The organism is Amycolatopsis speibonae (assembly GCF_042647925.1).
Taxonomy (GTDB): domain Bacteria; phylum Actinomycetota; class Actinomycetes; order Mycobacteriales; family Pseudonocardiaceae; genus Amycolatopsis; species Amycolatopsis speibonae.
Map to the genome: position 1 here is coordinate 84,748 of NZ_JBHRWK010000014.1, position 21,459 is coordinate 106,206.

General features: G+C 68.6%; 21 protein-coding genes. 11 read left to right on the plus strand and 10 right to left on the minus strand.

Annotation, left to right across the window (positions count from 1 at the left end):
- The first annotated feature begins 157 nt into the window (after nt 1-157).
- Both ACFOSH_RS08370 and wsfD read left to right on the plus strand, forming a co-directional pair.
- Nucleotides 158-1,774, plus strand: a complete 1,617-nt coding sequence (locus tag ACFOSH_RS08370) for a hypothetical protein (protein WP_378238145.1) — start codon at nt 158-160, stop codon at nt 1,772-1,774.
- Nucleotides 1,771-3,237, plus strand: a complete 1,467-nt coding sequence (gene wsfD, locus ACFOSH_RS08375) for a glycan biosynthesis hexose transferase WsfD (RefSeq protein WP_378238146.1) — start codon at nt 1,771-1,773, stop codon at nt 3,235-3,237. Before ACFOSH_RS08370 ends, wsfD begins: the two co-directional genes overlap by 4 nt.
- On the opposite strand, the gene ACFOSH_RS08380 is transcribed toward wsfD, so the two are convergent.
- The gene (locus ACFOSH_RS08380; RefSeq protein ID WP_378238147.1) at nt 3,198-4,448 is read right to left on the minus strand and encodes a hypothetical protein; all 1,251 of its coding nucleotides are present in this window, start codon (nt 4,446-4,448) and stop codon (nt 3,198-3,200) included. The two genes, wsfD and ACFOSH_RS08380, sit on opposite strands and share 40 nt — an antisense overlap.
- Nucleotides 4,449-4,549: 101 nt before the next feature.
- Between ACFOSH_RS08380 and ACFOSH_RS08385 the strand changes: the two genes are divergently transcribed.
- A complete protein-coding gene (locus ACFOSH_RS08385; protein ID WP_378238148.1) occupies nt 4,550-5,284 on the plus strand; it encodes a lysophospholipid acyltransferase family protein in 735 nt (244 codons plus the stop codon).
- On the opposite strand, the gene ACFOSH_RS08390 is transcribed toward ACFOSH_RS08385, so the two are convergent.
- Nucleotides 5,281-6,081 carry an HAD family hydrolase gene (locus ACFOSH_RS08390; protein WP_378238804.1) on the minus strand — a complete coding sequence of 267 codons (801 nt, stop codon included), beginning with the start codon at nt 6,079-6,081 and terminating at the stop codon, nt 5,281-5,283. The two genes, ACFOSH_RS08385 and ACFOSH_RS08390, sit on opposite strands and share 4 nt — an antisense overlap.
- Nucleotides 6,082-6,162: 81 nt before the next feature.
- On the opposite strand from ACFOSH_RS08390, the gene ACFOSH_RS08395 reads away from it, so the two are divergent.
- Entirely contained in the window at nt 6,163-7,056 is an 894-nt protein-coding gene (locus ACFOSH_RS08395) for an LLM class flavin-dependent oxidoreductase (protein ID WP_378238149.1), read from the plus strand.
- Between the two features lie 332 nt (nt 7,057-7,388).
- Here the strand turns inward: ACFOSH_RS08395 and ACFOSH_RS08400 are convergent, their stop codons facing one another.
- Nucleotides 7,389-9,398, minus strand: a complete 2,010-nt coding sequence (locus ACFOSH_RS08400) for a DUF6541 family protein (protein WP_378238150.1) — start codon at nt 9,396-9,398, stop codon at nt 7,389-7,391.
- A gap of 83 nt (nt 9,399-9,481) precedes the next feature.
- On the opposite strand from ACFOSH_RS08400, the gene glf reads away from it, so the two are divergent.
- From glf to ACFOSH_RS08425, 5 genes are all read left to right on the plus strand, one after another.
- Entirely contained in the window at nt 9,482-10,708 is a 1,227-nt protein-coding gene (gene glf / locus ACFOSH_RS08405; protein WP_378238151.1) for a UDP-galactopyranose mutase, read from the plus strand.
- Nucleotides 10,701-11,216, plus strand: a complete 516-nt coding sequence (locus ACFOSH_RS08410; protein WP_378238152.1) for a phosphatase PAP2 family protein — start codon at nt 10,701-10,703, stop codon at nt 11,214-11,216. The genes glf and ACFOSH_RS08410 overlap by 8 nt, the downstream gene beginning before the upstream one ends.
- Nucleotides 11,213-12,172 (plus strand): decaprenyl-phosphate phosphoribosyltransferase, encoded by a 960-nt coding sequence (locus ACFOSH_RS08415; RefSeq protein WP_378238153.1) that lies wholly within the window; start codon nt 11,213-11,215, stop codon nt 12,170-12,172. Before ACFOSH_RS08410 ends, ACFOSH_RS08415 begins: the two co-directional genes overlap by 4 nt.
- A 97-nt stretch (nt 12,173-12,269) precedes the next feature.
- Entirely contained in the window at nt 12,270-12,689 is a 420-nt protein-coding gene (locus tag ACFOSH_RS08420) for a hypothetical protein (RefSeq protein WP_378238155.1), read from the plus strand.
- A 38-nt stretch (nt 12,690-12,727) separates the two neighbouring features.
- Nucleotides 12,728-14,233 (plus strand): hypothetical protein, encoded by a 1,506-nt coding sequence (locus ACFOSH_RS08425; protein WP_378238156.1) that lies wholly within the window; start codon nt 12,728-12,730, stop codon nt 14,231-14,233.
- A 45-nt stretch (nt 14,234-14,278) separates the two neighbouring features.
- Here the strand turns inward: ACFOSH_RS08425 and ACFOSH_RS08430 are convergent, their stop codons facing one another.
- The gene (locus tag ACFOSH_RS08430; protein ID WP_378238157.1) at nt 14,279-14,860 is read right to left on the minus strand and encodes a TetR/AcrR family transcriptional regulator; all 582 of its coding nucleotides are present in this window, start codon (nt 14,858-14,860) and stop codon (nt 14,279-14,281) included.
- Between the two features lie 114 nt (nt 14,861-14,974).
- Between ACFOSH_RS08430 and ACFOSH_RS08435 the strand changes: the two genes are divergently transcribed.
- Together ACFOSH_RS08435 and ACFOSH_RS08440 are read left to right on the plus strand one after the other, a co-directional pair.
- Nucleotides 14,975-15,325 carry an antibiotic biosynthesis monooxygenase family protein gene (locus tag ACFOSH_RS08435; protein ID WP_378238158.1) on the plus strand — a complete coding sequence of 117 codons (351 nt, stop codon included), beginning with the start codon at nt 14,975-14,977 and terminating at the stop codon, nt 15,323-15,325.
- A gap of 53 nt (nt 15,326-15,378) precedes the next feature.
- Nucleotides 15,379-15,807: a DUF4267 domain-containing protein gene (locus tag ACFOSH_RS08440; RefSeq protein WP_378238159.1), complete on the plus strand. Its 429-nt coding sequence runs from the start codon at nt 15,379-15,381 to the stop codon at nt 15,805-15,807.
- Nucleotides 15,808-15,909: 102 nt separating this feature from the next.
- Here ACFOSH_RS08440 and ACFOSH_RS08445 read toward each other — a convergent pair whose 3' ends face one another.
- The 6 genes from ACFOSH_RS08445 to ACFOSH_RS08470 all read right to left on the minus strand — a co-directional run bounded on the left by ACFOSH_RS08445 (nt 15,910) and on the right by ACFOSH_RS08470 (nt 21,314).
- Entirely contained in the window at nt 15,910-16,503 is a 594-nt protein-coding gene (locus ACFOSH_RS08445; RefSeq protein ID WP_378238160.1) for a hypothetical protein, read from the minus strand.
- Nucleotides 16,503-17,189: a hypothetical protein gene (locus ACFOSH_RS08450; protein WP_378238161.1), complete on the minus strand. Its 687-nt coding sequence runs from the start codon at nt 17,187-17,189 to the stop codon at nt 16,503-16,505. The genes ACFOSH_RS08445 and ACFOSH_RS08450 overlap by 1 nt, the downstream gene beginning before the upstream one ends.
- On the minus strand, nt 17,186-18,676 hold the full coding sequence (locus ACFOSH_RS08455) for a WXG100 family type VII secretion target (RefSeq protein ID WP_378238162.1): 1,491 nt from the start codon (nt 18,674-18,676) through the stop codon (nt 17,186-17,188). The genes ACFOSH_RS08450 and ACFOSH_RS08455 overlap by 4 nt, the downstream gene beginning before the upstream one ends.
- Nucleotides 18,673-19,155 (minus strand): YbaB/EbfC family nucleoid-associated protein, encoded by a 483-nt coding sequence (locus ACFOSH_RS08460; RefSeq protein ID WP_378238163.1) that lies wholly within the window; start codon nt 19,153-19,155, stop codon nt 18,673-18,675. The genes ACFOSH_RS08455 and ACFOSH_RS08460 overlap by 4 nt, the downstream gene beginning before the upstream one ends.
- Nucleotides 19,156-19,227: 72 nt before the next feature.
- Nucleotides 19,228-19,983, minus strand: a complete 756-nt coding sequence (locus ACFOSH_RS08465; protein WP_378238164.1) for a decaprenylphospho-beta-D-erythro-pentofuranosid-2-ulose 2-reductase — start codon at nt 19,981-19,983, stop codon at nt 19,228-19,230.
- Nucleotides 19,980-21,314: an FAD-binding protein gene (locus tag ACFOSH_RS08470; protein ID WP_378238805.1), complete on the minus strand. Its 1,335-nt coding sequence runs from the start codon at nt 21,312-21,314 to the stop codon at nt 19,980-19,982. The genes ACFOSH_RS08465 and ACFOSH_RS08470 overlap by 4 nt, the downstream gene beginning before the upstream one ends.
- Between the last annotated feature and the right edge of the window lie 145 nt (nt 21,315-21,459).

Sequence of the window (21,459 nt, forward strand, 5' to 3'; positions counted from 1 at the left end):
ACGGGGAATTCGGCGGAACCTCGCCTACTCCATGCGCACCCAATTCCCCCATTCGTGTCAATTGACTGCGCCGAAAGAAACACCTTGGCGCGGCGATCGATACTTGACCGTAGTCTTTCGTCAGGGGAGTGGCTCGGCCCGGGAGGGTGGGGATCAGGTGGTGCTCGCGCTCGTCGTCGCCTGGTTCGTGGTCGCGATCTTCGTCGTGGTGGCCTGGCCCAAGATCAACGCGGACAAGAACTGGCGGGCCGCCGCGCTGCTGCTCACCCTCGGTTTCTCCGTGGTGCACCAGCTGGTGTTTTCGACCATCGCGGAAGACGCGTACATCACTTTCCGCTACGCGCAGAACATCGTCGACGGCAATGGTCCGGTGTTCAACACCGGCGAGCGGATCGAGGGGTACGCGAATTTCCTTTGGATGATCTTGATCGCGTTGCCGAAGGCCGCTTTCGGGGTCGATATCGAAACCTCGGCGATCGTGCTCGGCGTCCTCTCCACCCTCGGCACCGTCCTGCTCGCGCACGTGACGGTGAACCGGGTGGTCGGGCGGGCCGCGGGGGAGCCGCGCCCGGCCGCCGGGGTGGCCGCCGCGGTCCTCGTCGCGGGCGCGGGCGGGCTCGCCGCGTACGGCGGATCCGGCACCGAGACGCCGTTGTTCGTGCTGCTCGTGTTCGGCGTCTTCGCCGCGCTCGCGGCCCGGCGCCCGGTCGTCGCGGGCGTGCTCGTCGCCTTCGCCATGATGACGCGCCCGGCGGGGCTCCTGCTCGCGGTGCTGGTCGGGAGCTGGCTGGTCATCGCCGCCCTGCGCGGCCGCTGCACCTGGTGGGCGCCGGCGGGCTGGCTGCTCGGCGGGTTCGTCTTCGCGGCGCCGTGGACGGCGTGGCGGGTGACCTACTACGACCACGTCCTGCCGACGTCGGTCGTCATCCCCGTCGACCTCGCCGTCCCGGATCGGGTCGATCGCGGTTGGCAGTACCTCTCGGGCTTTTCGGTGGTCCACCAGGGATTCCTGCTGCTCGGCCTGGTCGCGGCGGTGGCGCTGCTCCTGCGCCGCACCGGCCGCACGCCGCACGAGGCCGAGGCCAGGTCGCTGACCTGGCTGATGCTCGTCACCGCCGTCGCGCTCACCGGGTTCGTGGTCTTCTTCGGCGGCGACGCGAGGCCCGCCTGGCGGCTGCTGGCGCCGATCCCGCCGCTGCTGGCGGTGGCGGCCGTGTCGGTCTACGGCGTGCTCGCCGCGGCCGCCGCCGCGAAACCGAGCCCACGGCCGCGGGCGCCGGTCCAGCGGCTGGTGCCCGCCGCCGCGGTGGCGTTGTCCGGGCTCGCGGTGCTGGTCTCGGTGTTCAGCCCGGAGATGCTGGCCCGCGTGCGCGCCTGGCACGACCACGGCGCGCAGCTTGAGGAGATCGGCCGCTGGCTCGACGCGTACCTGCCGCCCGGTTCGGTCGTGAGCACCTCCGCGCCCGGTGTGCTGTCGTACCACGCCGGGACGCAACTGCAGATCGTCGGAGTCCGCGGTCAGACCGAAGAAGGGGGCGAGGCCGTCGTCTCCCGGCGGCGTCCGACGGTCGCGGTCATCACCGACACCGGTTACGCGTCGAAACAGTCATGCGTGATCGACCCGGCGTACGCGTCGAGATACCGCGTCGCGACCTTCGCGCGCGAAGGAACGTCGTCGTGGCTCACCGTGTTCCTGCGGGCAGACGTCGAGCGCTCGGTGAGGTCGGCCCTCGACTTTTCACCCGATTTCCGCCACGTACCGTGCCCTTCGTGAGTGTCGACGAACGCGTTTCCCCCAGCCGGCCGGCCGCGCTTGAAGCATCTTCGCGCCTGTTCGGCCTCGGCGTGTTCGCCGCCGCGCTCCTCGTGCTGCTCGTCCGCTTCCTCGTGCCGAGGCCGGTCGGGATGTCCGACAACGGCGACGGCTTCCGCGTGCTGTGCGGCGCGGGTATCCCCTGGAAGGGCAAGCCGGAGCAGTTCGTGCACCTCGCCTACACCGCGCCGGCGGGTGAATGCGACGCCACGTATCTGCTGACCCAGAGCTGGTTCGCGCGGATCGCGCGGTCGATCGGCGGGCTGCTCGGCCTCGAATCGACGCTCAGCCTGGTCGTGCTCGGCGTGCTCACCAGCGTCCTCGCCGCCGCCGCGGTCGCGCTGATCGTCGTCGGACTGCCGTACTCGCGTCGCGTTCGACGCTTCGCGGCTGTGGGACTGTTGCTGGTCGTCGCGGACTCCGCGTTCTTCGGCTACTTCGCTTCCGTGCTCGGCGAAGGTGCCGCGTTCCTCGGCCTCCTGCTCTCCGTCGGCGGCCTCCTGGTGTCCGCACGACCCGGATGGTGGCGCTACGCGGGCCTGGCCGTGCTGCTCTTCGGCGGCGTCGTCGCGGTCAACGCCAAGGTCCAGACGCTGATGATCCTGCCGCTGCTCGCGCTCGCCGCGCTGCTCGTCCGCCCGGACGGCGTTCGCGGCCTGAAGCGCTGGCTCCCCGTGGTGTTCGTCATCGGCGCGCTCGCCGGAGCCACGGCCTACGTGCAGCAGACCGTCGAACCGGCGAAGCTGCCCGACGGCTCCCTCGCCGCGCGTCCCGGCGACGATTCACGCGAGATCAACATGTTCAACACGATCTTCTTGACCATTGTGGACGGTCGGCACGACACCGCGGCCGACCTCGCCGCACTGGGCCTGCCCGCCTCGTTCGGCCAGTACGCGGGCAACGGCTGGTGGCATCCCAAGCCCGCGACGATGGATCCCGAGTACCCGAAGTACCGCGAACAGATCAGCAGGCGCAACGTCATCGAGTACTTCGCGACGCATCCCTTGCGCACCCTCGGGATCCTGGACCGCGCGGCGGGCGATCTGCTCACCGCGCGGCCGCCCTACCTCGGCAGCTTCGACCAGTCGGCCGGATTCGCCCCGGAGGCACAGGAACACCGCGTGCCGGTGGCGTCGACCATCACGAAACTCTTGGCGCCACTGGGTTTCTTCGCCCTGCTGCCGATCTGGTTCCTACTCGCCTGGCGCGGCTGGAAGACCCGGCGCGACGCGGTGGGCATCGCGCTGGGCTTCCTGCTCGTCGTCGCCGCCGGCCAGTTCGCGCTGGCCGCGCTGGGCGACGGTTTGGAGAACGTCAAGCACCAGGTGATCGCCTTGTACTGCACGCTGCTCGGCGTCGTCCTGGCGATGGTGACTTTCGCGCGTCAGGAGGGCTTGTCGTCCCCGACGTCCAAGGTCCCTTGATGCGGCCGGAAGCCGTTGAAGCCCTTGGTCCGTGCCCACCGCGGTGTCGTCGGGAACGACACCAACGCGGCGAAGATCAGTAGTGCGACGGCGTCGACCCAGAACACCGCCGCACCGCCGACGAACCGCAGGTTCACCGCGATGTAGAGGAAGAACAGCGCGCCGACCCAGAGCCGCCGTCCCTCACTCCGCTGCTGGTCCAGCACGACCGCGGTGAGCGCGACGATCAGCGGCGCCAGCATCACGAACACCCGCGGTGTGTCGGTCGCGACGAGCCGTCCGGCCAGGCAGCAGGCGAACAGCCAGACACTGGCGATCAGGAGTTCCGCGCGCAGGCCGTAGCGGCGGTACTGCTGGTAGAGGCCGTAGCCGAAGATCAGCCAGAAGAAATGGAACGTGGTGAACAGTTCGACCTGGCCGGTGCCCTTGCTCGCGTTGAGCGCGAAGCGGATGTTGTCGAGCAGGCCGCTGTTGGCCTGGCCCGCGCCGAAGCCGTAGTCGCCGCCGATGAGGTTCTGCGCCCAGATCCGGTAGCCGACGTAGATCCCGACGGCGACCACGAACACGCCGATGCCCCCCAGGACATCGCGATCGCGGAACGTGCGGCCGCGTGTCCACGCGATCAGCGGGTACAGCGGGGCCAGCAGCAGCGTCGTCTCCTTGTTGATCGCGCCGAGCACGATGACGATCGCGAACGGGATCAGCTTGCGTTTGAGGACGAACCAGATCGCCAGCAGGTAGAGCAGGTTGTTGAGCGGGTCGACCAGCCACGGGTTGCTGAAGACGTACGGCGCGTACCAGAACGTGCAGGCCAGCGCGACGGAGGCGAGCACCGAGGTGAACAGCTGCAGCTTCAGGTACGAGCGCAGGAATTCGAAGAAGACGATTACCGTGGCGAGCGTGACCACGAAGGTGAAGGCCACCCAGAGGACGTCGAGGGAGAGCCCGGTCAGCAGATTGCCCCGGTGGACGATCCACGGGCTCAGCATCCGCAACGCGAAGGGGTTCTCGACGGCGGCGCCGGTCTGCTCGGACATGCGGTAGTAGTTCACCGCGTCGCCCCAGGCCGCTTCGTGCGGTTTGGGGAACTTCGGCATGAAGGAGATCAGGTTGATCAGGGAAATCGTGCCCAGCGCGAGATAAGCCCAGAGGCGCTGGGCACCGGGTCTGCCTCGCGGCATCAAGGTGATTTCGGCGGTTTCGTGCGTCACCTGCCCATTTTAGGGCAGTGACCAGCGACGATGTCGCGAAACCCGGCATGTGACCTACGCGACCGCAGGTTGGTTACCCTACGGTAGCGTAACCTGAACGAATGGCCGATCTCGTTTACCCGCCCGTCATCATGGCGGCGAAGCTCATGTTCCGGGTGCTGGACAACCGCATCCGGGTGGAGGGGACCGAGCACATCCCGGCCACGGGCGGCGCGGTCATCGCCTGCAATCACGTGAGCTACCTCGACTTCATCTTCTGCGGGCTCGGCGCTCAGCCGGCGAAACGCCTGGTCAGGTTCATGGCGAAGAAGGAGATCTTCAGCAACCGCGTCGCCGGGCCGCTCATGCGCGGCATGCACCACATCTCCGTCGATCGCGGCGCGGGGCTCGCGTCGTACCGCGAAGCCGTCGAGCGCCTCAAGGCCGGAGAGGTCGTCGGGGTGTTCCCCGAAGCCACGATCAGCCGGTCGTTCACCGTGAAGGAGATCAAGTCCGGCGCCGTCCGGATGGCCGCCGAAGCGGGCGTCCCGGTCGTGCCGATGGCGCTGTGGGGCACGCAGCGGCTGTGGACCAAGGGCCGCCCGAAGGATCTCACCAAGCGGCACGTCCCGATCTCGATCCTCGCCGGCGAGCCGATGCACCCGAAGGCCGACGAAGACGCCGAAGTCCTCTCGAAGGACCTTCGCGTCCGGATGTCCGCGCTCGTGGAGCGCGTCCAGGCCGGCTACCCGGAGAAGCCGTCCACCGACGACGAGCGCTGGTGGCTGCCCGCGCATCTCGGCGGCACCGCGCCGACGCCGGAAGAGGCCACCAAACTCGACCGCGAAGGCCGCTAGAACCAGCGTTCGAGTACCTGCGCGACACCGTCCTCGGAGTTCGGCGCGGTCACCTCGTCGGCGACGTCCAGGACGTAGCGGTGCCCGTTCGCCATCGCCACGCCGTGCCCGGCCCAGCCCAGCATCTCGACGTCGTTGGGCATGTCGCCGAACGCGATCACCCGCTCGGCCGGGACGCCCAGCCGCTCGGCGACCTCGGCCAGCCCGGTCGCCTTCGTGATGCCGCGCGCGGAGACCTCGATCAGGCCGTTGTCGGTCGAGTAGGTGATGTCGACCGCGCCGTCGAGCACCTCGCGCGCCGCCCGCGCCATCTCGTCGGAGGTCATCCCGCGCCTGCTGATCAGCAGTTTGATCGCCGGATGCCCGAGCACCTCGGCCCGCGGCGCCTGCGCGCCCTCGTGGTCGCCCCAGGGGTTGTGGTAATCCGGTTCGATCACGAAATTGCGCGTGTGCGGGTCCTGCGCGGTCTCGCCGACCCGCTCCGCGGCGTACCGGCAGCCGGGAAGAGCGTGATCAAGAGCACTCGCGGCGTCGTGCAGGAGCTGGGGTTCCAGCAGACCGTGGACGGCCACGATCCGGTCCGTCCCGATCTCGTACAGCACCGCGCCGTTCGCGCAGACCGCGTATCCGGTCAGGTCCAGTGGGTTCGCGATCGGCGCGATCCAGCGCGGCGGACGGCCGCTGACCAGCACGAACGGGACTCCGCTCTCGGTGACGCGCCGGACGATACCGATCGTGCGTTCGGTCAGGGTCTCCAACGGGCCGAGCAGGGTGCCGTCGACATCGGAGGCGATCAAGAGGGGTTTTTCCACCTGCGCATTGTCCCCGAAGATCCGCCCATCGGGCGAAGTGTCGGTCTGGACCAGTACCTTCCCGATGTGCGCGTAGGCATCGTGATCCTTCCGGAAGATCGTTGGTGGGCGGCCGAGCCGAAATGGCGGGCCGCCGAGGAATACGGCTTCGACCACGCTTGGACGTACGACCACCTCGGCTGGCGGACTCTCGTCGACGGCCCGTGGTTCAGTGCGATGCCAACGTTGACGGCGGCCGCGATGGTGACGTCGCGAATCAGACTGGGCACCTTCGTCGCGTCGCCCGTCGCGCGGCATCCCGTCCCGTTCACCCGGGAGCTGACCACCCTCGACGACATCTCCGACGGCCGGTTCATCCTCGGCGTGGGCGCCGGCGTCCCGCATTCCGACTACGACGCCGCCGTCCTCGACGGCCCGGAGCTGTCGGCCAAGGAACGCACGGACCGCTTCACCGAGTTCGTCGAAGCGCTCGACGGGCTGCTGATGACCGACGGCTTCGACTTCGAGGGCGAGTACTACCGGGCCAAGGGCGCCCGGAACCTGCCCGGCTGCGTGCAGCGGCCCCGGCTGCCGTTCCTGGTGGCCGCGAACGGCCCGCGCACGATGACGCTCGCCGCGCGGTTCGGCGCGGGCTGGGCCACCACCGGCATCAAGTCGGACACCCAGGACGAGTGGTGGAAGGGCGTCGCGGAACTCTCGAAGACCTTCGACGAACGCCTCGAGGCCGTGGGCCGGGACAAGGCGGGCGTGCAGCGGTTCCTGAGCCTCGACTCGGCGCCGGTCTTCTCCCTCTCCAGCGTCGGCGCCTTCACCGACGCGGCCGGGCGGGCCGGTGAACTCGGGTTCACCGACATCGTCACGCACTGGCCGCGGTCCGGGGACCACTACGTCGGCCGCGAGTCGACGCTCGAAGAGGTCGTCAGCGACGTACTCCCGGTACTCCAGGGAAGAAACTCCTAGGCCGATCGGGTGACATTGGGGGGTTTGCTCAACCGGTTCCGCCTAACGGTCGTCTGAGGGATGAGTACAGCGAGTGGGTGCGGCCGGTGACGGCTGCCCCTCATGGGTCACCCCGGGGGTGAATGGGGGACGGAGGCTCGCGTGGTCGCGGCGGGGGCAGTCCGCGACCACGCGAGCCTTAACCTTTTGGCCACCTGCCGCTGACCTGCGCGAAGGTGGCGATACCGTCGCGAACTCAAGGTCGTGCCCCTCAACCCCTGCAGCCGACAACCGAGCATCCAGCACGAGCCCCACCAGAACCGTCTTAGCCACTCACGAGGCTCTCAGCGGGCTCAGCGGGTCAGCGTGTAGATCGAAGCGCCCGCGTTCCCGAAGTCCTTCCGCAGGAAGTTCAGCCCGTCCAGATCCCGCAGCCCCGGCGCCGGCGGCTCACCGATCTTGATCGGCGTGCTCCCGATCAGCACGTGCTTGATGTTCAGCCGCTTCACCGCGGCCTGCACCTCGGGGTCGGTGTCGTAGTCGCGGAAATGCAGCGCCAGGTACTTCGCGTCCGGCGGCGGCACGCCCGGGTCGTAATGCCCGGCGACCGGGTGGATGCCGGTGATCGCGTACAGCCAGGCCGTCCCGTCGAAGCGCTCGTTGAGCACCTTCTCGTCCGGCCCGACGTTCATCTTGGTGAGCGCGTCCATCGCGGCCAGCTCGTCGGCGCTGACCGGCGGGGTGACCTCGCCCTCGGGCCCGTTGTAGTACAGGAACGACACCGCGTGCGCGTTCGACTCGGTGTAGAAGCCCTTGGTCAGCACGGCCGACGCGGCCACGACGAACACAGCGGTCGCCAGCCCGAGCCTGGCGGGCAGCGCGGGACGGGTCTTCACCCACGAGCGCCCGCTCGCCCACTTCGCGAACCAGCGTTGCAGTTCCGCCATCCCGTGCCCGGCCAGCAGGCACAGCGGGATGGCCGCGAGCGCCATCAGCCGGTACCGGTCGTTCCACCACGGCCGCGACAGCGAGATCACCCACGGTTCGGCGCCGAACGAGGCGACCAGCACGAACAGCGCCGAGAAGCCGACCGCCGCGAGTCCGATCCAGCGCATCCGGCCGAGCCTGAACAGGCTCAGGACGCCGATGACCAGCAGCACCGTCAGCCACACCTGCGGCGCGCTCAGCACCTGCCGGAAGGTCACCAGCAGCCCCAGCGACTTCAGCACCGGCAGTTGCGAGCCCCACGCGTAATAAGGGTAGGAACCCGAAGTGAACTTCAAGGCGCCCAGGATGTGCGGCGCCGCGAGCAGCGCGCTCCCCGCCATCACCGGCACCATCTTGACGACGTCGCCGCCGATGACCCGCCAGCCGCCGCGGCCCTCCGGCACGCCGTCGAGCCGCTTGTGCCGCAGCGCGCGGTACCAGCGCTGCACCACCAGCGGGAAGGCGAACAGCAGCGCGCCGAACAGCGCCGACGAGTGCGCCGCCAGCAGCCCGACAGCGGTCAGCGCGAGCACGTAGCCGGTGTCGAGACCGGGCCGCGCGAGGAACCGGGCCAGCGCGACCACGGCCAGCGGCGTCAGCACGATCCCCAGCGCGAACGGCAGCAGCCCGCTGGACACCGACTCGTACGCGCCGGTGGTGGCCGCGGCGGCCACCAGGGCCGTGCAGCCCGCGAACACCGCGCGCCCGCCGAGCTGGCGGATCAGGGCGACCATCGACAGCGCGAAGATCCCGGCGACCGGCATGGTGATGGCGTTCAGCGTGACCGGGATCGTCGTGCCCGAGATCGAGTACACGAGCGAGCCGACCAGGTGATACGCGTTCGGGTAGAACGAGCCGTCCGGGTACCAGTTGACGGTGCCCATGCCGGTCAGCGAGCCGTCGCCGGTCTCGGCGATGTAGCGGATGCCGTTCGCGTGGAACACCGTGTCCCAGCGCTGGAACACCGCCGTCGTCCCGCCGCGGGCCGAAAGCACCACGAGGATGGAGATCCCCACGGCCAGCGCCACACAGGCGGCGACGGCGTAGTGCGCGCGCGGGTGCCACTTCGTCGGCGGCTCCTCGGCGCCCGGCTTGATCCAGCCGCGGCTCTGGCCCAGCTTGCGCAGGCCGAAGCCGATCCCGGCGAGCACGGCCGTGACGCCCGCCACGGTCAGGGGGTTGTACGACACGCCAGCGAGTGCCAGCCACGGACCGGCCAGCCCGGTTACCGTGTAGGACAGCAACGGGGCCAGGCCCGCCAGGGCCCAGCCGCGCAGGCCCGCGGCCCGGCCGACGAGTCCGCCGGGGATGGCCAGCACGGCCAGGTACGTGATGGTCGCACCGAAGTACGACCAGAAGGTGTCCGGAGTAGGCACTGCTTCCTAAAATGTGTCTGTCGAAGGTGGAAACCGGTGCTCGGATGCAGGGCACCGAGGTGACCTGCGTACCCTCGATGCCCGTGAGCGCGCACACGAACCCCGACAAGATTACTGAAGCCGATTTCGCCGGCTACGACCTCATCGTGGTCGGGTCCGGATTCTTCGGGCTGACCGTCGCCGAACGGGCCGCGGCCGAGCTCGGCAAGAAGGTCCTCGTGCTGGAGCGGCGCCACCACCTCGGTGGTAACGCCTACTCCGAGGCCGAGCCCGAGACCGGGATCGAGGTGCACCGCTACGGTGCGCACCTGTTCCACACCTCGAACAAGCGCGTGTGGGAGTACGTCAACCGCTTCACCGAGTTCACCGGCTACCAGCACCGGGTCTTCGCCAAGGTCAAGGACCAGGTCTACTCCTTCCCGATGAACCTCGGCCTGATCAACGAGTTCTTTGGCAAGTCGCACACGCCGGACGAGGCCCGTGAGCTGATCGCCAAGCAGTCGTCGGAGTTCGAGACCGCGAACGCGCAGAACCTCGAAGAGAAGGCGATCTCACTGGTCGGCCGCCCGCTGTACGAGGCGTTCATCCGCGGCTACACGGCCAAGCAGTGGGAGAACGACCCGAAGAACCTCGGCGCCGACATCATCACCCGGCTCCCGGTCCGCTACACCTTCGACAACCGCTACTTCAACGACACCTACGAGGGTCTGCCGGTCGACGGCTACACCGCGTGGCTCGAGAAGATGGCCGAGCACGAGAACATCGAGGTGCGGCTGAACGTCGACTACTTCGACGTCCGCGAGCACATCCCCGCCGGCACCCCGACCGTCTACACCGGACCGCTGGACCGCTACTTCGGCTACTCCGAAGGCCGGTTCACCTGGCGCACGGTGGACTTCGAGTCCGAGGTCGTCGAGACCGGGGACTTCCAGGGCACCTCGGTGGTCAACTACAACGACGAAGAAGTGCCCTACACCCGGATCATCGAGTTCCGGCACTTCCACCCGGAGCGCAAGCACTACCCGAACGACAAGACGGTCGTGTTCCGCGAGTACTCCCGGTTCGCCGGCGAGGCCGACGAGCCGTACTACCCGATCAACACCCCGGAAAACCGCGAGAAGCTCGAGGCCTACCGCGAGCTCGCGAAGACCGAGGCCAAGGAAAAGAACGTGCTGTTCGGCGGCCGTCTCGGTACCTACAAGTACCTCGACATGCACATGGCCATCGGCTCGGCGCTGTCCGCGTTCGACAACAAGATCGCGCCGCACCTGACCGATGGCGCGCCTCTCGACGGGTCCCTCGATGCTTGAGAAGGGCGCACCCACGGGTGAAGTGGCCGTCCTGTCGAAGGTTCAGGGCGTCCTCAAGAGCGACGTCTCGGTGAAGGCGGCACGGGGTCTTTCGCACTTCGGCGAGCACAGCGCGGGATGGTTCGCGCTGGGCCTCGTCGGGGCCGCCGTCGACAAGAAGCGGCGCAAGGACTGGCTGGTCGCGGCGGTCGGCGTCGTCGGCGCGCACGCCGCGTCGATCGCGGTGAAGCGCGTGGTCAGGCGGCCGCGACCGGACCACCCGAGCGTCGAGGTCCTGGTCTCCACGCCGAGCAAGCTGAGCTTCCCGTCCTCGCACGCGACCTCCACGACGGCGGCGGCGGTGCTCTACTCCGGATTGACCGGGCGTAACCTGGTCCCGGCCCTGGTACCGCCGATGCTGGCCTCCCGGCTCGTGCTCGGCGTCCACTACCCGACCGACGTACTGGCCGGAGCGGCCCTTGGGGGCGTAGTCGGCGGCTTGATACGTAGGAAGCTGAAGCGACGATGAGTGAAACGACCGAGAAGGCCGATTCGAAGCCCGACGACGCAGATCCCGTGGCCGGGGCCGCCGAACCGAAGAAGATCGCCGGCGGTCTCGTCGGCGGCATCATCAAGACGGCACGCCCGCGCCAGTGGGTGAAGAACGTGCTGGTGTTCGCCGCACCGTTCTTCGCCTTTTCGAAGTCGACGGACCGGACCGGCCTGCTGGTCGCCGCACTGATCGCCTTCGCGGCGTTCTCGCTGGTGGCCTCCTCGGTCTATCTCATCAACGACGCCGTCGACGTCGAGGCGGACAAGGCGCACCCCACCAAGCGGAACCGGCCGATCGCGGCCGGGATCGTGCCGGTCCCGGTGGCCTACGTCTCGGCGGTGGTGTTCTTCGCCCTCGGTCTCGGCATCTCGTTCTTCGCCAGCTGGCAGCTCGCTGTCGTGCTGGCGGTCTACGAAGCCGTCCAGCTCGGCTACTGCTTCGGGCTCAAGCACCAGCCGGTGGTCGATCTGGCCATCGTCGGCTCGGGCTTCCTGATGCGGTCGATCGCCGGTGGTGTGGCCGCCGGTCTCGCGATGTCGCAGTGGTTCCTGCTGGTCACCGCGTTCGGCTCGCTGTTCATGGTGGCGGGCAAGCGCTACGCCGAGATCATGCTCTTCGAGCGCACAGGGGCGAAGATCCGGTCTTCGCTGAAGAAGTACTCGGCGAGCTACCTGCGGTTCGTCTGGGCGACGTCCGCGGCGATCCTGATCATGTCGTACTGCCTGTGGGCGTTCGAGATCCGCCAGGTCGAGCACGACTCGGTCTGGGCGGTCGTCTCGATGGTCCCGTTCGTGGTCGCCGTCCTGCGCTACGCCGTCGACGTCGACGGCGGCAACGCGGGCGAGCCGGAGGAGATCGCGCTCAAGGACCGCGTGCTCCAGGTGCTCGGCGCGAGCTGGGTGGTCACGCTGTTCCTGTCGTTCTATCTCTGATTCGACAGCTTCGGCACAGCGCATCCACAGGTTGCGCACGCATCCTCGGTGATGGGAGCGGGTACGAAGCCCGCTCCCATCGACCTAGGAGCGAAAGATGAGCGACCCGCAGCGGCCGTCCGAAGACGAGGACAAGACGGTCGAGCAGCCCGCGGTCGGTGACGAGACCGCGAAGAAACCCGCCGAATCCTCGGCGGAGACCACCGCCGAGACTCCTGCAGCCGCCCCAGCCGGGCCGCCGCCGGGCTGGGTTCCGGCTCAGCAGGCTTCGCCCGCGAAGGGTGGATTCCGCCGCTTCGTGGGGCACCGCGCGACGCAACTGGTCGCGGTCGGCCTGATCGGCTTCCTGCTCGGTGGCGGGATCATCGGCACCGCCGTCGGCCTCGCCGTCGCCAGGCACGACGACCGGCCGGGGATCTCCCGCGAGCACCGTGGCCCGGGCGGTCCCGGAGCGCACCGGGACTTCCGCGACGGCCCCGGCGACCGTGGTTGGCGTGACGATTCCCATCGAGGGTAGATAACGGAATCATCACGGCACCGTGTACGGTGCTTGTGATGCGAAGCGCCTCCGCTGAACTTCCCCAGGCTTCCGGTGCGCTGCCGGGAGTCGCCGTCCTCACCCGCCCCTGGGTCCTGCCCGCCGGGGCGGCGGTGGCTTCGGCCCTGGTGTTCGTGCTGGTAAGCGGGCATTTGATCGACGATACGTACATCACGCTGTCGTATGCGAAGAACCTCGCCTTCCACGGCCATTGGGGCCTGATCGAAGACGGCACCGCCAACACCGCGACGTCGCCGCTGAACGTCCTCGTGCTGGCGCTGGTCACCTTCATCGTCCGTGACGCCGTCTTCGCCGCCGGGATCGTCTTCGTCGCCAGTCAGGTGGCGCTCGTCCTCGGGCTGCGCCGCATCGGCGCCTCGACCGGCCTCTCCGGTGGCTTCGCCCCGCTGGCGCTGGGCCTGCTGCTGGTGAACCCGCTACTGCTGTCGTCGATCGGCCTCGAAGTCGCCCTCGGCGCGACGGCCGTCGTCTGGCTGATGGTGTTCCTGCACGAACGCCGTCCCGCCGCCGCGGGGGCGGTGATCGGCCTGATCGCGCTGATCCGGATCGACCTGCTGCTGATCGCGTTCGTGCTGTTCCTCGCGCGCCGCGAATTCTGGGTGGGCATCTGGCGGATGACGTTCGCCGCGCTCGCGGTGATGCTGCCGTGGTTCGGGTTCAGCTGGCTGGTGCTGGGTTCGGCGGTGCCGGACACCCTGGTCATCAAGATCATGCAGCGGTCGTGGGGACCGTTCAGTTTCACCAACGGCCCGCTGCTGTACTGGCGCAACTACCCGCTCGAGGCGACACTTTCCTTCCTGCCGCTCGTGATCGGCGGCCTCGCCGGTCTACTGTGGACGTTCCACTACCGGCGCGGTTCGGACCGGGCGAAGCGCCTGCTGCCGTTCGCGACGCTCGCGATCGCCGGTGCGGCGCACTATCTGGCCTACTGCTGGCTGAACGTCCCGCCGTACCACTGGTATTACGCGCCGAGCATCGTCGGCGCGACGGTCTTCCTCGCCGCGGCCGCTTGCGTTGTCCCCGGCCGGGCCCGGCTCGGCGCCGGGGTCCTCGCAGGCGCGTTCCTGCTCGTGAGCGTCGTCGCCTACGCGACCCCTGAACTGCCGCGCCGGTTCGCGCCCATCACCAGCAACCACGCCGCGTCCGACGAATACCGCCGGATCGGCACGCAACTGGCCGAACTGACCAAGGGGCGCAAGGTGGAAAGCGCGGGCGAGGTCGGCGCGCTCGCCTACGCCTGCGACTGCGACATCGTCGACCAGTTCTCCGACCGCGGCTCGGTCGACCCGGCGATCATCGAGACGAAGAACCGCAGTGGCGAGCTCGGCAAGGCGCTGCTGGCGGCGAACTTCCGGTTCTTCGACCACAGCGTCCCGCCCGCGACCCCGGACCTGGTGCTGGCCACCACCCGTAAGACGCCGCCGTCGAACGCGCTGGCGACCTGGACGATCCACTCACCGTGGATGGGCACGCAAAAGCTCTATCTGTTGCCCGCGCGGTAGAACCAGTCGCTCCACCGTCCATTCAGGACATTCTGGGCGTGTTCTTCACGGTGTGGGTGCGGTGAGATATCGCTGGAGCGTGGGTCCGAGCCAGTCCACGATCTCCTCGCGGCCCAGCGCCACGGCCGCCGGGAACCGCAGCACGTAGCGCGTCAGCGCGAGCCCCAGTACGGTCGAGGCGCACAGTGCCGCCCGCGCCGGCGCCTGCTCCGGCTCGGGGCCCAACCGGCGGGCCAGTGGGATCAACTGGTCGCGCAGCACACTCTGCATGCGATCGGCCGCGACGGGGTCGGTGACGCCGACCCGCATCAGCGCGGTGAGTTCCGCGTTCTCCTCCCACAGTGTGAGGAAGCGACGCACCAGCGTACGGCCGATCGCCTCGCCCGGTTCGACGGGCATGCCGGGCAGTCCGGGGTCGATCGAGACAGCCGCTGCGAACAGGCCCGCCTTGTTGCCGTAGTAGCGCATCACCATCGACGGGTCGATCTCCGCGTCGCGCGCGATGGCCCGGATGGTCGCCTTCTCGTAGCCGTCGGCCGCGAACCGCTCGCGCGCCGCGGCGAGGATCGTGGCGCGGGTGGCGTCGGAACGCCGCGCGGCCTGCGGATTCTCGGTGTGGTCAGTCATGTCAACAAGCGTAGGCCAACGTGTGTTGACAGTCCAGGATCGGGCCGCTAGGTTTGCCAACATGTTGGCCAACGGGTTGGCAAACATGTTGACAACTGAGAGGAAGTACCGAAAATGGCCACGCTGCAGAGCTTGGACCCGCACACGCCGATGTTCGCGCAGTTCAAGGAGAAGACCGGACGCATCGTCCTGGCCAACACCTTCGTCGTCCCGAAGGGCAGGACCGAGGTGTTCCTGGACCTGTTCCGCAGGCAGGCGGAGTTCATGAGGGCCCGGCCGGGATTCGTGTCCCTGCGGATGCACCAGGGAACGGCCGGAAGTCAGCTTCTGCTGAACGTCGCGGTCTGGGAGTCGACCCAGGCGCTCGCCACGGCGCTGGGCAGTCCGGAGTTCCAGCGCATGGCCGCCGAGTTCCCCGACGACATCGTGTCGTATCCGCACATCTTCGAGCAGATCGACGTATGACACGGCAGCCGGAGAAGCCCTGCCCCCAGCCTGAACGTCAAAGGAAGAGAACCATGTCGCTGAAGAACGTCAACACCGTCCTGGCCGCCGTATGCGCCCTGTTCGTCCTCTACCTCGGATTGTCCTTCATCCTGGCCCCGGAGGCGTCCACCCAGGGCGTCGGCCTGCCGGCCTGGCCCGCCGGCGACGGCGACGGCTTCCTCATCATGAAGGGCACCCGCGAACTCGCGATGGGCCTGGTCATCGGCATCCTCCTGCTGACAGGCCACCGCCGCGCCCTGGGCTGGGTCCTGCTGATGGAGGCCGTCGCCCCGTTCGGCGACATGATCAACGTCTTGGCCCACCAGGGCCCGTTCGCCATCGCGTTCGGCATCCACGGCCTGACCGCGGCGCTGATCGCGATCACCGGCCTGCTGACCCTCCGGGAGACCAGGAAGGCTCACAAGGCCACCGCCCCGACGCCCACCCCGCAGCCCGCCTGATCCCTCGTCGGGCAGGAGATGCGCGTGCGAGATCCGCATCTGGTCCTCTGGTTGCGGTCCTTGCCCGCGCAACTACCGCAACCAGAGGACTACTTGCGGGCGTTAGCGGCGCGAGTGGGCGCGGTCGGCTCGCGTGACCGCCAGCAGGTCCCGCTGGTAGACGATGGACCCGTCGGCGAAGACGAACTGGAGCACCGGCCGCGCCGGGAAACTCCGCCCCAGGTACTGCGCGGTCACCGAACGCACCACCCCCGACGGCATTTCGTCGAAGGTTCGAAAAGGCCGGGCGGGATCCTCGCCATCCAGCAGCTTCGCCGGGTACACGACGGCCAGCCGCCGGTCGGACAGCGTCAGCCGCGCCTCGCCGTGACCACCGGCGAGGTGGTCCGCGAGCCGCACGGCCGTCTGGTCCGCGGAGCGCGCGACGGCCCAGTAGGCGATCGTCGGGTCGTCGGTCCAATCGCCTTGGAGGACGTCCGGCGCGGGCAGTGGCCATCGCGTTTTCCCTGTCACCGCAGGGGTTTCCCGCGACGGCGCATAGGGCAGCGTGAGCTCGCCGTCCAGCAGGAGACCCACGTAACCGTGCGCGGGCGGGCAGCCGACGATCAGGCGCTCCCCGGGCGCGAGCCAGAACTGGTGCAGCTCCCGTTCGACGATCTCGTCGACGGTCTTCGCGGTCAGCGGCGTGTTCTCCATCAGCTCACCGTCACCGAGTGCAGCCAGGCGAACTGACGCGGATCGTCGCAGTCGAAAAGGAAATCCATCCCTGATCCGTCCACAAAGGACGCCCGAAGACATGGGCGCCGCTTCTTGCCGTGCTCGGCCACCGAGAAACCGGCGATCGACCCACGCGGGATCTCGGCGCGCGGCACCATTTCGTGCCGGGCGATCGGGACGCCCTCGGCGTTCTCGCCGTAGGTCTTCGTGGTCATGATCGCGGCGATGTCCTTGCCGAACCCGATCGCCTTCGACATGAACGACTTCTTCGAGGGCGTTTCCGGCGGGACCACCTTCTCCAGCACCAGCAGCCGCGTGCTGGTCAGCGCCCAGAGCCGCGAAAGCGAACCGCTGGTGGACAGCTCCCGCACCGCCGAGTGCGCGATGCCGCCCTGTTCACCGAGCACGATGACCTGCGGTGACGGCGGATTCGACGCGCCGCTGTCGTCGCCCCCGCCCAGTGCCGCGCCGACCATGTCGCCGGCGAAGTTCGCCGCGCCCGAGCCGAGCTTGCCCAGCACGCTCTTCTTCGGCACCCCCCAGGGATCGAGGCCGCGTACGTCGTAGTTCAGCGTGCGGCCGTACGCGGCCCACAGCAACCGTTCGCCCGGGTGCAGCGAAGGCAGGGCCTGCGACGCGGCCCCGAGCGGGTAGCCGAGATTCATTCTTCGATCGTGAACCCTCTGTCGGTCGCCGCGCGGCGCTCTTCTTCCGACGACGAATCCTGCGATTCGTTGTAGCCGGCCTTGACGCCTTGCTCGACGCCCAGCTCCGTCAGGTTACCGGCACTGCCGCGGAAGGCGGCCTTGCCGACGCTGGTCGTCCCGCTCATGCCCATCGCCCGCAGCCCGGCCTCGGTGAGGTTCGTGGTGAGGGCGTCCGAGCCCTCGCCGCCGACGCCGAACCGGTCCGCGAACTTGTTGGCGGTCTTGGAGGCCCCGGTCGCCGGGTTGGCCTTCGTGACGATCTTGGCCAGCGGGTTCTTGTCGATCTGGTCGGCGAGCCGCTTCTGCAGCCAGTTGCCGTCCCGCAGTCCCTCGGCGCGCTCGACGACCTTCTTCAGCGGCCCGTTGCGGAGCATCTTCAGGATGTCTTCGAGCTTCTCGATCAACGGCTTGAGCTTCCCGAGCAGCTGCTTGACCTTCATCCCGAGCCGCCCGCCGGTCACCGCGACCTGACCGGCCGTGGCCGCGCCCGCCGCGCCGACCGAGGCGCCCGCCGTGATCCACGAGGCGGCCAGCGCGGCCAGCCACTCGATGATCAGGCCCATCACGAGTTCCTGGATGATGTCGATGACGATCTCGACGAACGCGTCGAACAGGTCGGCGGCGATCTCCAGGATCTGCTGCAGCCCGCGGACGTCGTTCGCGAACGCCTTGGCGCCGCCCGAGAACTCGGTCATCTGGCCGCGGAAAGCGTCGCCCGCGTCGCCCCTCCAAGGTTCCTTGGTGGCCTCGGCCCGCTTCTGCTCGTGCTCGGCGACGCCGTCGAGCCATTTTGCCGTCTGTTCCCAGCCCTTGGCGGTGCTGCGCATCTGCTCGGGGTCGCCGATCGCGGGCTCCAGCACCAGTTCGACCAGCGGGCTGATCACGATCCCGATCAGGAAGCCGAGTCCGTTGTCCAAAAAGGACTGTCCGGGGCTCATCACGAGCTGGAGCTGTTCCATCCGCGCGTGCACGGCCGCGATCGCGACGTCCGGCGGGCTGCTCGCCCTGGCGACGTCCGAAGACGTGCTGACCCACGAGCTGCCGTAGCCGCCGTTCTGCTCCCAGTACCCCTTGCGGCCGGAGTCGCCCGCGCTGTTGAGGTCACCGAGGCTGCCGGGGCCGCTGCCGCCGTCGTCCAGCCCGGCGCCGAGCGCGGTGATGGCCTCGGCGGTGCCCTGGTTGTGGTCGACGTAGGTCTTCGCCGCGGTGGTGGTCTTGTCGGCGATCTGGTCCATGAAGGACTTCGCCTGCTCGGCGAGGTCCTGGCACTCCTGCAGGCCTTCGAAGTACTTGAACGCCATCAGTTCGCCGAGCGGGCCGAAGCAGTCGTCCGAGACCCTGGCCTGCTCCAGCAGGCTCGCGAGGCTGCCGAAGTTCCCTGACGCCTCTTTGGACCCCGTCGCGTGCGCGGTGAGCGCGTCGGTCTGTACGCCGAAGCCGGTCATGAGTCCCTCCGCAGGATCGGGCCGCCGAAGTCGTCGTCCTCGGAGGGAGCGGGGCGCGCCGGACGCTGAGTGCGGACGGGCTGTTGAACAGCCGGTCCGGCGAGGGATTCCGCGGGCGGGGGAGCGCTCGGCCCGAGCGGTTCGACGTGGGCGTTGAACGCCTCTTTGAACTGCTCCGCGCGGTCACCGAGGATCGGCTGGACGGTCTGCTGCATCGCGGCCGCCGCCTGCTGCGTCGCTTCCCTGATCGCTTTCAGGATGTCCTGCTGCAGCGCGGTGTGCGTGCGGTTCATCGCCTTGGGGGACAGCTGGAGTCCCAGCAGCGCGCCGGACGGGGCGACGGTCACCGCCACGGTGCCGTCGGCGTTGCGCGCGGAACCGCGCAGCCCGGCGATCTTGTCCTTCAGTTCCGCTGCTTTGGCGGCCTGCTCCTGAAACGACCGGATGGCCGCGTCGAGCTTGGCTTCCTGGTCAGCCATCGATTCCTCTCAACCCGGGGACGGATGGGCGTCCGTACCCGGGTGAGACGAATCCGATTGTGGGCTCGTTCCCTAGATCGGCAGTTTCCGGAAGATCGGCCGGGGGATGTGCCGCAGGGCCGACATGACCAGGCGGAACGGCGCGGGCGACCACACCAGTTCCTTGCCCGCGCGGGAGGCGGCGACCGAGGTCTCGGCGACCTGCTCGGCGTCGACCGTCAGCGGGGCGTCCTTGAGGCCTTCGGTCATCTTGGTCCGGACCTGGCCGGAGCGGACGACGGTGATCTGCACGCCGAACTCGGCCAGCGCTTCGCCGAGACCCAGGTAGAAGCCGTCGAAACCGGCCTTGGAGGAGCCGTAGACGAAGTTCGACCGGCGGACGCGCTCACCGGCGACCGACGACAGCGCGATGACCTTGCCGTGGCCCTGCTTCTTGAGCTTGTCGGCCAGCGCGACCCCCACCGAAACCGCGGCCGTGTAGTTCACGGTCGCCGCCTCGACGGCCTTCGCGTGGTCCTGCCACAGCTCTTCCTGGTCGCCGAGGAGGCCGAACGCGACGACGGTGACGTCGATGTCGCCCGCCTCGAACGCCTTGTCCAGCACGGCCGGGTGCGAGTCCAGGGCCTTGGCGTCGAAGTCGACGCATGCCACCTCGGCGCCCTTGTCCTTCAGGCGCTGCGCGGCCGCGTCGAGCCGGGACGACTGACGTCCGGCCAGCACGACCCGGAGGGGGCGCTCGGCCAGGTACTTCTCCGCGATCGCGAGCGCGATGTCGGAGGTGCCGCCGAGCAGCAGCAGGGACTGGGGGTTGCCCACAGCGTCGATCACAGTTCCAACCTTCGGGACATGTCAGAGGCGAAAACGCCTTCGGGGTCAACGGAAGCGCGGACCTTGCGCCATTCCTCGAGTCGCGGGTACATCTTCGCGAAGTTCTCCGCGGAGGTGCGCGAGTCCTTCGCGGTGTACAGACGGCCGCCGATCGCGAGCACGTCTTCGTCGAGTTCCTGGCAGAACCGGCTCAGCCCGTCCTTGATCGGGAAGTCGAGGCAGACCATCCAGCCGGGGTGCGGGAACGACAGCGGCGCCGCGTTGCCCTCGCCCATCTGCTTGAACACGTTGAGGAACGACACGTGCCCGGAGTCCGCGACCTTCTGGATGATCCGGCGCAGCGGCTCGTGCGCGTTCAGCGGCGTGCTGAACTGGTACTGCAGGAAACCCTTGGTGCCGTACGCGCGGTTCCACTCGCCGAAGAGATCCAAAATGTGGTAAAAGCCCGAAATGTTCTGGATGACGCCACGGGCGCTCTTCGGCGTCTTGCGGTAGTACAGCTCGCCGACCGCGCCGAACGTGAGCTTGTTGGCCAGGCCGTTCGGGAACACGTCGGGCAGCGTCACCAGCTGTGGCGCGTCGAACTTCAGCGGGTCGGCGCGAAGCTTCGGGGGCAGCTCGTCGAGCTTCGCCAGCGAGCCGCGACCGAAGGCGGCGCGGCCCATCTTCGGGCCGGTGGAGATCGAGTCGAACCACGCCGAGGAATAGGTGTACTTGTCTTCGGAGCCGTCGGTGACCAGCGCCAGCGTCTCGTCCAGGTTTGCCGTCCGGTCGAGGTCGGCGATGAAGTAGGCCGTCTCCGTCTTGGTCATCCGGATCTTGGCCCGGACGATGATGCCGGTCAGGCCGATGCCCGCCACGGTCGCCCAGAACAGCTCCGAGTCGGGGCCGTCCGGCGTGATCGTGCGCACCTGCCCGTCGGCGGTGACCAGGTCCATCGACACCACGTGGTTGCCGAAGCTGCCCGCCGAGTGGTGGTTCTTGCCGTGGATGTCGTTGGCGATCGCGCCGCCGATGGTCACCTGGCGCGTCCCCGGCAGCACCGGGACCCACAGGCCATACGGCAGGCCCTCGCGCATGAGCTTGTCGAGGCTGACCCCGGCGTCGAGGTCGACGATGCCGGAGTCCGGGTCGATCGAGTGGATGCGGTCCAGCGCGGTCATGTCGACGACCAGGCCGCCCGCGTTCTGTGCCGGGTCGCCGTAGGACCGGCCTAGGCCGCGCGCGATGACCCCGCGTTCCCCGGCCTGGGTCACCGCCTTGGCGATGGCCTCCACGTCGGGGGTGCTCAGGACTTCCGCGATGCTCGGCGACGTCCTTGCCCAGCCCATGAGCGACTGCCGCTGTGTTTTGGGCCGCTGTGTCTTGGGTGATTGGGTCACGCCGACCAGGGTAACCACGCCGAACACTGCCCGGAACGTGACCCTGAAGTGCTCGCTTCTACACTTTGCGCATCAGCCCCAGTAGTTTATGAGG